At 45.2% G+C, this 14,381-nt stretch carries 11 protein-coding genes; 5 read left to right on the forward strand and 6 right to left on the reverse strand.

Annotation, left to right across the window (positions count from 1 at the left end):
* Positions 1-115 precede the first annotated feature (115 nt).
* Positions 116-3,031, forward strand: a complete 2,916-nt coding sequence (locus tag OC193_RS23425; RefSeq protein WP_048663898.1) for an alkaline phosphatase family protein — start codon at positions 116-118, stop codon at positions 3,029-3,031.
* Positions 3,032-3,058: 27 nt separating this feature from the next.
* On the opposite strand, the gene OC193_RS23430 is transcribed toward OC193_RS23425, so the two are convergent.
* Together OC193_RS23430 and OC193_RS23435 are read right to left on the reverse strand one after the other, a co-directional pair.
* A complete protein-coding gene (locus OC193_RS23430) occupies positions 3,059-3,529 on the reverse strand; it encodes a GNAT family N-acetyltransferase (RefSeq protein ID WP_048663896.1) in 471 nt (156 codons plus the stop codon).
* A gap of 147 nt (positions 3,530-3,676) precedes the next feature.
* Complete coding sequence (locus OC193_RS23435; RefSeq protein WP_048663894.1) at positions 3,677-4,855, reverse strand: DUF5666 domain-containing protein; 1,179 nt, start codon at positions 4,853-4,855, stop codon at positions 3,677-3,679.
* Positions 4,856-4,939: 84 nt separating this feature from the next.
* On the opposite strand from OC193_RS23435, the gene OC193_RS23440 reads away from it, so the two are divergent.
* Both OC193_RS23440 and OC193_RS23445 read left to right on the forward strand, forming a co-directional pair.
* Positions 4,940-5,608 (forward strand): response regulator transcription factor, encoded by a 669-nt coding sequence (locus OC193_RS23440; RefSeq protein WP_048663893.1) that lies wholly within the window; start codon positions 4,940-4,942, stop codon positions 5,606-5,608.
* Positions 5,580-6,857, forward strand: a complete 1,278-nt coding sequence (locus OC193_RS23445; RefSeq protein WP_048663891.1) for a sensor histidine kinase — start codon at positions 5,580-5,582, stop codon at positions 6,855-6,857. Before OC193_RS23440 ends, OC193_RS23445 begins: the two co-directional genes overlap by 29 nt.
* 74 nt (positions 6,858-6,931) lie before the next feature.
* Here the strand turns inward: OC193_RS23445 and OC193_RS23450 are convergent, their stop codons facing one another.
* The 3 genes from OC193_RS23450 to OC193_RS23460 form a co-directional block, all read right to left on the reverse strand.
* Positions 6,932-7,189 (reverse strand): YdcH family protein, encoded by a 258-nt coding sequence (locus tag OC193_RS23450; RefSeq protein ID WP_009846137.1) that lies wholly within the window; start codon positions 7,187-7,189, stop codon positions 6,932-6,934.
* 207 nt (positions 7,190-7,396) lie between these two features.
* Positions 7,397-8,386: an oxygen-dependent tRNA uridine(34) hydroxylase TrhO gene (trhO, locus tag OC193_RS23455; protein WP_048663890.1), complete on the reverse strand. Its 990-nt coding sequence runs from the start codon at positions 8,384-8,386 to the stop codon at positions 7,397-7,399.
* A gap of 261 nt (positions 8,387-8,647) precedes the next feature.
* Entirely contained in the window at positions 8,648-9,796 is a 1,149-nt protein-coding gene (locus tag OC193_RS23460) for an aminotransferase-like domain-containing protein (RefSeq protein WP_048663889.1), read from the reverse strand.
* 115 nt (positions 9,797-9,911) lie between these two features.
* Here OC193_RS23460 and OC193_RS23465 point away from each other — a divergent pair, with 115 nt between their 5' ends.
* Positions 9,912-10,781, forward strand: coding sequence for an AraC family transcriptional regulator (locus OC193_RS23465; protein ID WP_048663888.1), 870 nt, complete (start codon positions 9,912-9,914; stop codon positions 10,779-10,781).
* A 24-nt stretch (positions 10,782-10,805) separates the two neighbouring features.
* On the forward strand, positions 10,806-11,048 hold the full coding sequence (locus OC193_RS23470) for a hypothetical protein (protein WP_048663887.1): 243 nt from the start codon (positions 10,806-10,808) through the stop codon (positions 11,046-11,048).
* 163 nt (positions 11,049-11,211) lie between these two features.
* Here the strand turns inward: OC193_RS23470 and OC193_RS23475 are convergent, their stop codons facing one another.
* Positions 11,212-14,067: an FAD-binding and (Fe-S)-binding domain-containing protein gene (locus OC193_RS23475; protein WP_048663886.1), complete on the reverse strand. Its 2,856-nt coding sequence runs from the start codon at positions 14,065-14,067 to the stop codon at positions 11,212-11,214.
* Positions 14,068-14,381: the final 314 nt, after the last annotated feature.

Raw genomic sequence — 14,381 nt, forward strand, 5'->3', positions numbered from 1 at the left:
TAACAATAAGAGTTCTTTGGATTTAAAAACTGGCTTTCTCATAGGTTGACTAATAAATGTAAACTGAAACAATAAGCTACATTTATAAAAAGTGTGTTGATCTAAAGGAAATTTGATGAGCTCTTATTCTCACGTTCGCAGTTACGCCAGTTTGTTCAGTGCCTTATCGTTGGCGGTTGCGTCAGCTCCGAGTGTCGCTGATATATCAACAACGCCCGTCATTGGTGGCGTGTTTAGCTCCAGTGAAGTGTTGAAAAATCAGGTGCTTTCAAGCCTAAGTTATTCTGCCAAACTCACTCGTGATGCGGCTCTTTTCACCATTGGTGGCGTTACATTAGATGCGTATATTCTCGCTCTTCCTTTAGATGTCAAAACAAAAGCCAGAGTCGTTGCTCAGTTATCTAACCCGACGTACTCAATTCCTTTGGGTTATTTTCTCTATAGTTATTACGACCGCTATTCGGGTTTGGGCAGTGAAGATGTGTTCAAATCTTACTTGTCGACGGTTTATGATAAGCAGGCGCTAAAGGGCTTTGAACATAGCCTCTATCATGTTGGAGATAAGCCAACCTCAGAGCATCACGAGCCAGATACCTCGACTGAAGCAACGGGACATCATGAAGGGATTCGTATCGATGAACAGTTCATTGCCAACATGGTGGTTATCTACGATGCGTTATTCGAAATTGGTGTTTGGCAGGATATGGACACGCTCCCTGCGAATTACACATACTTAACCAATAGCCCTGAAGATCTAGCGATCATCGCTCAGATTCAACCGATCATCGTTGATTTGATCGGTAAAGCGGCATTGGGAATGGATGAAGGTGACATGAAGTCTGCAATGTTGGCGATTGCAGAAGATGGTAAACCAGAAAACGCTGATAAGCCGAATAACAAAGCACAAGCACTCACCATCACGCTTATTGATTTTGTGCGCTTAAACTTGCTTAAAGCTTATCGACAATTTGTGTTTAAAGAAGAGCGTGCAGAAGCGCTGGATGATTGGATGCAGCAAGCGTTTAGTGGCCAGCCTGATGCGCTCATTCAGTTCTTAGAATCCCAACAGCACAAACGTTTTGCGGTTCAAGTGACCGTCGATGGTTTACAGCAAGGATTGCTCGAGGGGTTGGTCGATGAGAATGCGCCTTTCATCTCAGTGGCTTACCAAAATCATAAAAACCGAGCGCAATACAAACCTCAGTTAGAAACGGTGATTGAGCCTGAGCATCAACAACAAGTGAGGTTCATGGAAGTTCTGTCTGAACAAACCTACCGTGATCCGAATTATCTTCCGTTCTTCAAAAAACTCTATCAAGAGCATCGAGACAATATTAGCCGAGTGGGTATCTCTTCAACTCCCACAATCAGCGTACGTAACCTACCTATCATCAAAACGGGCGCAAAAGTGTCTGGTAACGGTGGTACGGGTATCCCTAATTTCCACTTTGTCGACCGAGAGATCGACCGAGCGTATTACTTCTTTGGTAATGATGCCCTGCAGTTAGATGTGCTGATGGCAGACAACAAGGTGCAAACCATGTTTGATCGCCTTGATTACTTTAAAACGCTGAACTGCAACGCTCAATACGATTGGAATGCTCACACCACTTACGATGGGTTAGTAAACCTAGGTTTGGGTGAGTCACTGCGTGATTATGGCGAGAAACGCTGCGTTAAAGAACTTCAGGAACGTTCTGAAGTCGAAGTAACACTGCGAGAAAAGCGTGCTGCCTTGATTGAAGATATCGAAGCGTATCTGTCTATATCTGGCTTTGATTTTTTCACTAAGTTTTCAAAGAAGGCTCAGGTTAAACAATCGATTACTCAGTTTGCCGAGTTAGATGGAAAAGGGATGCCAGATTACACCTTGGTGTATAACCCATGGCCGGATCACTTTGCACACTTTACCGGTCCTTTTAGTGACGAAATTCTGATGCCGACCGGAGAGCTTAATCGACTAGACTATTGGATACGCCAGATTGAAGCGACCTACCGCAGTGCCGGCGTTTACGATAAAACGCTGTGGGGCATGGCAGGGGATCATGGTTTAACGCCGGTGTTCTACGCGCTCAATCCCGAAAAGCAGGTATTTGAAGGCTTACAAGCAGAGCTAGCGTATCCAATTTTGGTTAAGAAAATATCTTCAGACGAGGGGGAAGGGCCTAAAATCACCAATACCCTAAGCTACCCAAGTTCAAAGGCGTTGGATGTTGTGGTTGCTTCTACTGCTGGTGGTAACTTCATGATGGACTTCTTTAATTCGGCTCACGGGTGGCAGGTTCAGCCGGTTTACCAAGAACTCACGCAGTGGTCTCCGATTGCGGCGCCAACTGGTCAGAATATCGACATCATCAATCAGATAGCGCAACGCTTGCCTGAGAGTCTTGATTATATGGTCGTCAGAGAAAGCATATGTGATCAACAACGTTGCGCTGTTCGTGTGATTGGCAACCGTGATTTAAAGCGGGTCGATGAATTGATCACACGTGAAGGTGACAAGCTTTTTTATGAGTCATTGGAAGACAACCGAGCGCCGATTTTGCTCGATACGCAAAGGTTAAATCCATACCTAGCATCACCAAGCGAAGCTGATTTTGCACAGTATTCTCGATTGGTTGAAAAATGTATTAACCGAGCGGTTAAGGCGGATGTGACAACGTGGTGTAGCAGTGCTGAGTGGACTTCATTGACGCAACCAACACCTCGACCAGATTCAGTAAATCAACTGGCTAATATCTACCTTGAAGATAGGGCTGGCACGGTTAACTTGTTCCCTAAAGCGGGAATTGGCTACAACACTAAGGTACCGGGGCGTCATGCTGGTGAGGATTACTTAGAGAAAGATGCCTTCATCGGATTCTGGGGAGTGCCAATTGGCGATAACTCTCAGCAATTGAAAATCGAAGCTAATGGCTCTTTGGCTCCAACGCTGTTTGAGTATTTGACCGGAGAACCTGTGGTCGAAGGCGAGAACGGTTGGGGTTTTCCGTCGTTGCTGAATAATTTGGATGTGTCAGTTGATCGCTAGGACTTCGCTTTCTACCTAACTGGCTGTTTATAAATGGTTAGTTAGGGTGAGAGTCATCCCTACAAAATTCTCATCGCTGTCATCAACAATTTGGTAGCCAAGCGCCTGATAAAAACTAATGCCGCGAGTGTTACTTCTAAAGCTCGACAGAGTGACTTGCTCACGTCGCTCTTCCGTGGCTCTCTTATGTATGAGAGTCATGGCTTGCTTGCCAAGTGAGCGGCCTTGGTTTTGAGGAAAAATGATCAGCAGATGAATATGGTATGCGTTGTCATAAGGCTTAAAACACACAAGCCCAACCCTTTGTTTTCCAAGGTATACCCAATGAAACCAAGAGGGATGGTAATCGTTTAAAAGTCGTTGGCGTTGGAAGTCGTCATCCCAGCCGAAAACGTTATCTACGTGTATGAAGAGCCCTTGCTTAACAAACGCAAACAGTTCTTCGAATTCAGAACTGGAAACGAGTTGGAGTTGTATATTCTCTTCTTTTATTGCCACTTTACTTCCTTTTTAAACGCCTTTTGAATAAGCAAACAGTAACATAATTGAATAGGTAGGCTGCACTTTAGGTGTGGGTTGTTTTGATGCAAAAAAGCCACGCGTAGTGCGTGGCTTCTATACTTAATATCAAGAATATTCTATGCGTTAGTTATTGTCTTCAGCTTCGATTTCGCTAGCGATGTATTGGTTACTCACCTTATACGTTTCTGCTTCAATACGTTGACCTTGTAAAGTATAGAAACTTAGACCATCTTCATAGCGAGTATTTTGGTTAACGTAGACGGTTTGACTACCTGCAGTTGTCTGAATAACAAAGCTCAATGTTTTGTCATCTGTGCTCTGAACTTCGCCTTCAAAATCAACGTCATTATCATTCCAATCTTGCGAATCATCGTTGTGTTCAAATTCGATTTCGGTAGCAACATTTTCGCCGTTCGCTTTTTTCGTTGTTACTTCGACTTCTGTACCTACGGTCAAGCTTGATTGGTTACCATCTTCGTAACGAGTGCTGTCATTGACAACAAAGCGCCCTTTGTAGCTTAAATCAAATGATGATTTGTCGTTAGCTACCCAAGTAATAATGCCTTCGATTTCCGTGTCATTGCTTACTTCGCTAAAATCTTCGACTTCCACTTCATCTGCTTTCAATACAGAGCCTACCATTGAGCCTGTCACTTCAACCCAAAGACCGTTAGATAATCCGTTGCTGCTTCTATCGTTGTCGATGTGGGAATTTGAATAATCAACGCTTAGGTTTGCGCCAAGTTTGAATGTTTTCGCGTTGCTGTCTAACTCGCTAATCAAACCTTCAACTTCAACCGACTCTGTTAAGTTAGAGTGCTCGAATTTCACTACAGACAATACTTTGTAACCTGCATTCGCTGTCGGTAAAGAAGAGACCATAACCCAATCGCCATTTTCAATTTCACCTGACAGATTTGTAAAGGTCAATGCGATGCCATTGACTTTAAATGTACCATTATTATGGTTGGTGTCTGAAATAAGACCAACGATGGTCGGCTCAAGGCCAACTTGAGTCCCGCCAGTGTGAGTTGAAGCGCTGCGAGCATTAGATGAAATGGAGACCATCATATTCTTTTCTAGGTCTGTAATAGCCACGTTTTCACCTGCGTAGTTCGCACTGTCTACTTGATAGCTATAACCATTCACAACAATGGTGTTGCCAGAAACAGAGTCAATGGTACCTTGAACTGCTGATGGAGCTTGCGTGTTGTTATCGTTGCTTCCATTGCTATTGCTGTCACTACCGCCACAGCCAGTTAGAATTAAACCGACAACTGAAATCAGCGCTAACTTTTTCATCTATATACTCTTTATTTAGTTTATTGAGGGTGTATCTTATAAACTCAAACGTGAAGCACTCGTGAAGAAAGGTGAAATAAATCGATGAAAGTTTTGCTCGTTGATGACAGCCACAATGTTGCAGAAACCATTGCCGATTACCTAGAGCTGGAAGGGATGGTGATCGATTGTGCTTATCATGGTGAAGCGGCATTGAAGTTAGCGTCTGAGAATCATTATGACGTGATTATCATGGACATCATGATGCCTAAATTGGACGGTATTTCTGCTGTCAAAAAGTTACGAGAAGAAGTGCAATGCCCTACGCCAATTCTTTTTTTAACCGCTAAAGATAGGTTGGACGACAAGATTGCGGCCTTTCAAGCGGGCGGAGATGATTACTTGGTTAAGCCTTTCGCCATGCAAGAGCTCAGTTTAAGGCTCAACGCATTGGCAAGCCGAGGGCCACGCCAAGGTATAGGAAAGCTGAGTTTTGCCGATATCTCTCTCAACTCGCAGACCGACGAGGTATACCGAGAAGGTAGGCTTATTAAGTTGAGTCGTATTCAGCTCAAGATACTAAAAGTCCTTATGCGTCATGCTCCAGCGATTGTTTCAAGAACTGAAGTGATTGATTCTATTTGGGGTGATGAATCGCCAAGCAGTGATGCACTGCGAAGTCATATTTATGGCCTGCGTAACGCGCTCGATAAAGGGTTTGAACATTCACGATTAGAGACTATTCATGGACAAGGTTACCGACTCAAAGCATAACGGCTCAAGCCACGGCGATTACCCGAGCATCTACCGAAAAATCCGCCGCAGTTTTGGCTTGATGACCTTGGTCATGTTCGGGCTTTTTTGGACAGTGATTTATATCGCTGAAAACCAGATGGAAGTGATCAGCCTCCATCACTGGCTAGACACTGAAGCTAACCGTTATACGTCTGAATATCAGTTACTTGGCGAAGATGCGTTGTTGCCGAATCAAAACGAGTTTTCGAGTTACTGGAGTGAAGCGGAACTGCCTAATTGGTTAGCTCGATACAAACAGCCCGGCTTCTATGAACATCTGTTGGGTACGGAAGATAAACACTTTTACGTATTCGAGCACCCATCAGGCGAAGGGTTGATGTATATCTTGTTTCAAGATGACGCTGACGACTACCTCGACGAGTATGAATGGAGCCTCCACAACTACACCCTCATGCTTGGTGGTTTAACGTCCATTTTTATGGTTTTGTATGGAATCTATGTTGTACGCTCGCTGTCGAGGCCACTCAATCAAATAGAAAAGAAAATAGGGCAAATGCACCCTGAGCAGCCAAGTTTTGAAGTCGAGACGTCTTACGCTGAAACACGACATATTGAGCAAACACTTTTAGATTCAAAGAATCACATTTCAGGATTTTTTCAGCGGGAAGAGGAGTTCAATCGATTTGCCTCTCATGAACTTAGAACCCCGATTATGGTGATTAAAGGGTCGGCTGATCTGCTAACTAAAGTACCCAATCAACCTCCTGTTGCGTTAAAAGCGATTAATCGCTTGCAAGAAGCGAGTGAACAGATGCGAGTGCTGACTGAAATGTTTTTGCTGCTTGGTAAAGAGAGTATCGATGAGCACCATTTCGGTCACTATGACCTGGAAGTCGAAGTTCAGAATCAGCTGCTTGAAATGGCGCCTTTGTTTGCCAAGCAGGATGCGAATTATAACCTAGACGTAAAAGGGACTGTCACTGTGTATGCGCCAGAGAGCTTTATTACTATTGTATTGAATAACTTAATTAAAAATGCGTTTAGCTACAGTGTTGGCGATGTTGGAATTGTGGTGACAGGTTCTCAATTAGTGATCACTAACCGTCATGATGGCAATGAGACTTACAATGCTGGCTATGGTTGTGGCCTAGTGATTGTGCAACGAATTTGTGAGCGAATGGGTTGGAGTTTTGAAACTCAAGATGATGGGCTTCAATTCAGTACTTACTTAGATTTCTCTGTGAATAATCAGGTGGGTAGCAGGTAGTTTCGATTACAAAAAATGAACCCATTGAGAAGGAGAGTAGTGTGGCTAAGTTAGCCACACTAGCATATGAGTTGTTATACGATCTTAAGCGCGTGATGGCGCGTGAGCTGTTTGTGTAGCGAGTCTTTGAGCTCCATGCGTTCTACTTTGAGGTTGTGCATGCTGTCGTCATCGATAGGGCTGCCAGAGATTTCTAGCTGACGGATGTCGTAGTCGAGTTGGTGGTACTTCTGCATGTCTGCTTTGAATTTTTCGTCGTCGTGGTTGAGCTGAACAATGTCTAATTTAAGATCTGGGAAATCTAAGATAAAGGCATGGTTTTCATTGAGCATTGGCACTTCCTCTCTAGTCGAATTATTAACAGTATAGAAGTAATTTTTCGAAAGAAATGTGGTTCAAAACACAAAGCCGTAAAGCGATCAAAAAAGGGCGCAAACTCGAGGGATCATCCTCGAACTTGCGCCCTTTTTAATGTTCATAGCTATATATTCAAAGCTATACGTTTAGAGCTATACAGTTATAGGCCTAAATCAGAAAGCCTACTTTGCTTTCTTACCAGAACGTTGTTGCTCTTTGTGCGCAAGCTTCTCTTTTTTACGTTGCTCGATAAGGTGAGCAGCATCGCCGCCTACGTGGGTTTCGCCACGAGCATTCGATAGCTGAACTTGCTTTTCACGTTCGCGGAAACGCGCTTTCTGCTCGTCGCTGTGTTTATCAATACACTTAGGGCAGCTTACGCCTTTCTCAAAGTGCTCAGACGCTTTGTCTTCGTCTGTGATTGGCAGGCGACAAGCGTTACACACGTCGTAACCGCTCTTCTCTAGCTGGTGGTTAACTGCAACACGACCATCAAATACGTAGCAGTCGCCTTCCCACATGCTCTCTTCTTCTGGTACTTCTTCTAGGTACTTAAGAATGCCGCCTTCAAGGTGATAAACCTCATCAAAGCCTTGCTCTTTCATGTAGGCTGTTGATTTTTCGCAACGAATACCGCCAGTACAGAACATCGCGACTTTCTTGTGCTTCTTAGGATCAAGATTTTCTTCAACGTACTGAGGGAACTCACGGAAGGTTTCAGTGTTTGGGTTTACAGCATTTTTGAATGTGCCGATGTCCACTTCGTAGTCGTTACGAGTATCAACCAGAATCACATCAGGATCAGAGATCAGAGCGTTCCACTCATTTGGTTTCACGTAAGTGCCTACAACGTGGCGTGGGTCGATACCCTCTACGCCCATGGTTACGATCTCTTTCTTAAGCTTAACCTTGGTGCGGTTGAATGGTTGTTCTTCGTTGAACGACTCTTTGTAAACAACATCAGCCAAACGAGAATCTTGTTTGAACCATTGAAGAAGAGCGTCGATAGATTCGCGCTTACCTGCAACAGTACCGTTGATACCTTCGCTTGCAAGTAGCAAAGTACCGCGGATTTGGTTGGCTTCTAACACGTCGGTTAGTGGTTGGCGAATTTCTTGGTAATCATCAAGTGCCACGAATTTATACAGAGCACATACAACATATTGAGACATGGTTTTTCCTTTCTGCGAGCTGGAACGTAAATCCAGAGCGGTTACCTATTCTGATCATAGCTGGGTAACTAAACCTAGCTTGTCATGATGGCTTATTAAAATCCGCCGCAGTATAACCAAGGCGATGTAGGACAAAAACCAACCAAATGTAGGGCTATTTATCACCTCACTTTTTGTGGACTTACAGTTTGAGGAACAAAAAGGCCCTGCTGTAAAACTACAGCAGGGCCTTGGTATTAATCTGTCTGACTTAATCAGCGGCTACGCTTGGTTAAGTACTTCCGCTAAGCGTTTTACCGCTTCGGTTAATTCTTCTGGATTAGCATTGGTGAAGTTTAGGCGTAGCGCGGCTTTTGCTTCATCGGCCTTTGGATAGAATACTGGGCTTGGTACTACTGCTACGCCATTCGATAGCAAGGTTTTCGCTAATTCGAAAGTGTCACACTCTGGGATTTCTACCCAAATGAACATCCCGCCATCAACGGCTTTTAACACGCAATCTGCAGGCAGTTGTTTTTCTAGCTCTGAAAACAGAACCTCATAACGGGACTTGTACAGGGTGCGAATGTTTTCCATGTGCAGATTGAAATCTTCATGTTTTAGAAGACCAACAAGCAATGCTTGCATAGGAACGCTTGAGTGCAAATCCGCGCCTTGCTTCACTTTAATCAGTGGCTCAAGGTAGCTGCGTTTACCTGTCACCGCACCAATACGTAAGCCTGGAGATGCAATCTTAGAGAATGAACGAAGAACGATAGAGTTGTCAGGGCAGAAAGATGAAACCAACGGCAGCTCTGTTCCTGTGAAACGCAGCTCACGGTATGGCGCATCTTCAATGAATGCCACGTTGTACTTGATACACAGCTCAGCGACTCTTTGACGAGTTTCTGTTGTCCAACAAACGCCAGTCGGGTTATGGAAATCTGGCACCGCATAGAACATCTTCGGAGATTGCTGTGCGAAGCACGTTTCTAGTTCGTCTAGGTTAGGGCCAAATTCAGTTTGAGACACAGTCACAATGTTTGCCTGAACCAAACCAAACACTTGCATCGCACCCAAGTAGCTTGGTGCTTCCATCACAACCACATCATTTGGATCAACATAGGCACGAGCAATCAAATCCAGACCTTGCTGAGAGCCAGTACAAATCATTGCTGTGTGAGTTTCTGGCAGTTGGTAGCTTTGTGTTAGGTGGTCAAGCAATGGGCCGTAACCCGCAGTCGAGCCGTATTGGAAAACTTCAGGCATGTTCGCTAGGTTTTCTAGTGTAGGCTTCATTAAATCGATAGGGAATGTTTTCGCATCGGGTAAACCACCGGCCAATGAAATGACATTTGGATCGCTTGCGGCAGCGAGGATCTCTCGAATGTATGAAGATTGAATCTGTTGTAATGACTGTGCGATTTCCATGTGTTGTGTCTCGTCGTTTTTCGTTTTTATTCTATCGCTTGATATTACACGGCAATTGTAAAAATAAGCGTGTCCGTTTATGCTCTTAAACATGTCCATTTATGCTATTTAAACGATGTCGCGTCAACACATATCTCGAATCAATGATGTTCTGTTCCATATTCACCAAGACATTAGCCAACCTTTGTCTGCCAAAGCGCTCTCTGAGATCGCTGCGTATTCAGAGCAACACTTTCATCGTATCTTTAAAAGTGTGGTAGGGGAGTCATTGCATCAATACATTCGACGCACTCGAATGGAGTATGCGGCCAATCAATTAATGTTCGATACCAGCTCATCTGTGGTTGAGATCGCCCATAAATGTGGCTTTAGCTCGGTGTCTTCGTTTAGCCGCGCATTTAAAGCGACCTTTAATATGTCGCCGGGCGAGTGGCGTAAACATGACTTACAGATCGCAGAAAAACCTTACCTTAAAGATCCCGAAGTGGCGGCAGGCTATTTGAATGTCTCGCAGCGGGAGTTGCCGGAACCTAAAATTGTTGAAGTATCAGACCGAATGGCAGCTTATGTTCGACATACGGGCTATAACCGATCCATTCGTAATGCTTGGTTGATATTGAAAGCATGGGCGAACTCTGAACAGCGTGACTTTTCGAGTCAGTTTGGTTTGCATCACTCTAACCCTGCTTGGGTTGAAATGGACCAGTGTCGCTATGTAGCCTGTATCGCGATTGATGAGCCGATTAAGTACCGCAGTGTGGTTAATCAGATGGTGATTCCCGGCGGTTTGCATGCCGTGTTTCGACTTAATGGCCGTTATGGTGAGCTGCTACCACAGATCAGTATGGTATTAGAAAAATGGTTACCGGCCTCTGGTTTCAAACAACGCTCGACTCCTGCGTATGTGCATTATCATCGGAACCATTTTCTCAATAGTGATGAAGTGTTTGAGCTTGATTTCTATCTGCCAGTGAGTTTTTATTAGTAACCCCATTCTTGAGGAAAAATTATGTATCTCGTTTTGTATTGCCACAATATTGGTATGACCGATTTTTCATTCTTTGAAACGGAAGACTTCGACAAAGAAGAGGGCTATATCGTGCGAGGTAAGTGGCCGAACGAGAAAGCGTTTCGTGATTACTTGACCAAAGAGTTCGGTGAGATGAGTGAGTTTCAAATGATCGACTTAATTGCCAAAGGCGCAGAAGCAGAACACTACTCACCAGAAGAGTTGATGCGCTTAGCTGTCTAGCCGTTAGCTCAGTAACCACTAATCCAGTAACATTTAGCTCAGTAGCAACCAGCTCAGTCGCATGTTTCAAACTTCCGAATAAAGAAATGGCAGCCTGATTGGGCTGCCATTTTTCGTTTAGGTTTAGGCAATTTGCTTGAAACCTTAAGTAGTGAAATTGGGGCTATTGCGCCACTTCATCCACCAAGTACAAGATTGATTGATATGGAATGCCACTGTGGTGTGACAGTCCTATCTCACAGGTTCGGCTGTTACTGAATCCACGAGTACAGTTGCTCGGCACTTGTTCCTTAAGTGGGTGTACCGCCGCTTCATTCAGCTCTGGAGTGGTAAAACCTTTATCACCCGCCCAACCACAGCATTGAATGTGCTCAGGAACGATGACCTCTTCGGTACAGGCTTTAGCAAGGCTCAACATCGCGCCTTCTAAGCCCATTCGACGAGAGCTACAAGTCACATGCAACATCACGGTTTCTTGCAGTGGCTCAAGTGTCAGATGTTCAAGCAAGTATTGGTTCACAAACCCTGTCGGCTCTAGCACTTCTAATGGCTTGGTGAACTGCTCAATACTGCGTTTAGCACACGGGCTGGTATCCATTAATACTGGGTATTCACCCTGACGACTGGCTTGCCATAAGACTTCTTCCAGTTGTTGTGCTTTCGATTGAGCTAAGTTGGTCATTCCTTTGCTGTCGTAAGGCATGCCACAACATTGGTCATCGAGCTTCTTCGGAAGAATCACCTCAAATCCGGCTTTGTTAAGCAAAGACATGGTCACTTCAGTTAGAGGACGTTGATCGCCCGCATCGCTTTGCTGTCCCATGGTTCGACTAGCACACGAAGGCAGGTAAACTACCTTCTTATGATTGTTTGAATTTTCTGCCGTCATTGGAGAAGAGGTCAGTGTATGACTGTTGGACTGTGGCATTTCTGGCATCCAAACGGGTGTCGCACCTTTAGTCATCGAGCGCAAGCCATTGGTTAGCTTACCGACTGTGTTTGCGCCTAATACTTTACTCGCCACTTGGTTGGTTTTGAGGCCAGCCTTGGTCAGCTTAGTGGTGGTGGAGAAATGATCCGCCGTCCATTTGGCTATTGGTGTGAATTTCTGATATTTGGCAACACGAAGCTTCTTCACCAAGTCGCCAGTATTAATGCCTACCGGGCAACGCTCGGCACACAGGCCTGTCGCAGCGCAGGTATCAATGCCTTGGTACTCAAACGTCTTTTCTAGCTCGCTAGCTTCTATCTCTTCACCTGCTGCTCGGCGACGTTGCAGTTCTCGGTACAGCACAATACGTTGGCGTGGTGATAGGGTCAGTGTGCGAGACGGACAAACAGGCTCACAGAATCCACACTCAATACAGCGGTCAACAAGGTCGTCAGCAGCAGGCATCGGCTTTAAGTCTGTGATGTGGGAATTTGGATTGTCGTTAATAATAACGCCGGGGTTGAGCAGTCTTTCTGGGTCAAACAGCGCTTTGATTTGTTGCATCAAGGCGTAGCCATCTTTACCCCATTCTAATTCGACATAAGGGGCCATGTTGCGGCCAGTGCCGTGTTCTGCTTTCAGTGAACCTTGGTATTTCACCGCGACCAGTTCGGCAACGTCATCCATGAAACCGCCGTATCGATCGATCTCTTCTTGGCTGTCGAAGCCTTGAGTAAACACAAAGTGCAGGTTGCCTTCGAGGGCATGACCAAAAATGATCGCTTCGCTGTAGTCGTATTTATCGAACAGCTCTTGCAGTTCTCGAATGCCGTTAGCGAGGTTTTCAACGGGGAAAGCCACGTCTTCAATGATAACGGTAGTACCAACTTCACGAACCGCGCCAACCGCTGGGAACATACCTTTACGAATGCCCCACAGAGTTGCGACTGTCTTTGGATCGGAAGTGAAAGGCACTGATTCAACAATCGTGTAATCAGCTAATGCGTCCAAAATTGATTTACATTGTAAATCTAAGTCCTGCTGGGAGCTGGCGTGTGATTCAACTAAAATCGCCGCCGCTTCTAAATCTAAGCTCGGCATAAACGCAGGCATACCTGGTTTATCCGCGACTGAACGTAGTGCTCTGCCGTCCATCAACTCAACCGCGGCAACTGGAGTTTTAGACAGAGTAGTGACGGCTTTACTGGCTTGCTCGATGTCGGCAAACACTAACAGTGCTGAGGCTTTATTCGGGTGTTCAATCACCGTGTTGTAGGTGATCTCAGCGATGAAGCCTAGCGTGCCCTCTGAACCAATCATCAGATGTTTAATGATCTCGATTGGATCGTGATAATCGACCAAGGCATTGAGCGCGTAGCCCGTGGTGTTCTTAAGGCGGTATTTATGACGGATTCTGTCGGCGAGTTCTTGATTCGAGCTGGTTTGACGGTGCAGTTCAACAATGCCATCAAACAGCGCTTTGTGTGATTGTTTGAAGGCTTCAACGCTTGCACTATCTGCTGTGTCTAAAAGGGTGCCATCGCTGAGTACGACTTTCATACTTTCGACGGTGCGATAAGAGTTTTGCGCGGTACCGCAACACATACCACTGGCGTTGTTCGCTGCAATTCCACCAATTTTACAGGTGTTGATAGAGGCTGGATCTGGGCCGATTTTACGTTGGAAAGGGGCGAGGTACTTATTAGCATCGGCGCCAATCACGCCGGGTTGCAGGATAATTTGATTACCGTTATTGACGATTTCGTGGCCACGCCAGTCATCGGTCAGAGTGATGAGTATCGAATCTGAAACCGCTTGCCCTGAAAGACTGGTACCTGCGGCGCGGAAGGTAAAGTGAATACCGAGTTCACGACAGCTTTGAATGGTGAAAATCACTTCGTCTAAGTTCTTAAGCCTTAGAACCATTTTCGGCACCAAGCGATAAAAACTCGCATCGGTGCCGTAAGCCAAGCGCTTTGCCTCTTGAGTGACAATGCGTTCCGTTTCTATTTTTTGAGCCAGTATCGCTTCAAGCTGCTGATAAGCTTGTGCGTCTACTACTCGCTCATTAGATGTGGTTGTCTCCATCTTTGCTTCCTTGTGCTTCTTATTTGGCACTGGTTAGGGCGTGTTGACCTTTCGTGGTTAAATTTTGTTCGAGATAAAAGCGTTTTAATCGCGGCGAGGGGGAAGTAGCCTAGTCACTCTAAGCAAATCCCCCTCAACAAAGAGTAAAACGCTTTTAGCCGAACCCTTCGGGCAGCGTTTGCTGGCCATTTCTACTACGTTATCGGCTTCTCATGTAGGCTAGCTACACATCGACGCCTCTGCCTTGTATAAATACCCAGCAACTCGCTGCAAAAATCAGCTCGAAAGATCAACACGCCCTAGTTTTTAATTTT

It is taken from the genome of Vibrio crassostreae (assembly GCF_024347415.1).
Taxonomy (GTDB): domain Bacteria; phylum Pseudomonadota; class Gammaproteobacteria; order Enterobacterales; family Vibrionaceae; genus Vibrio; species Vibrio crassostreae.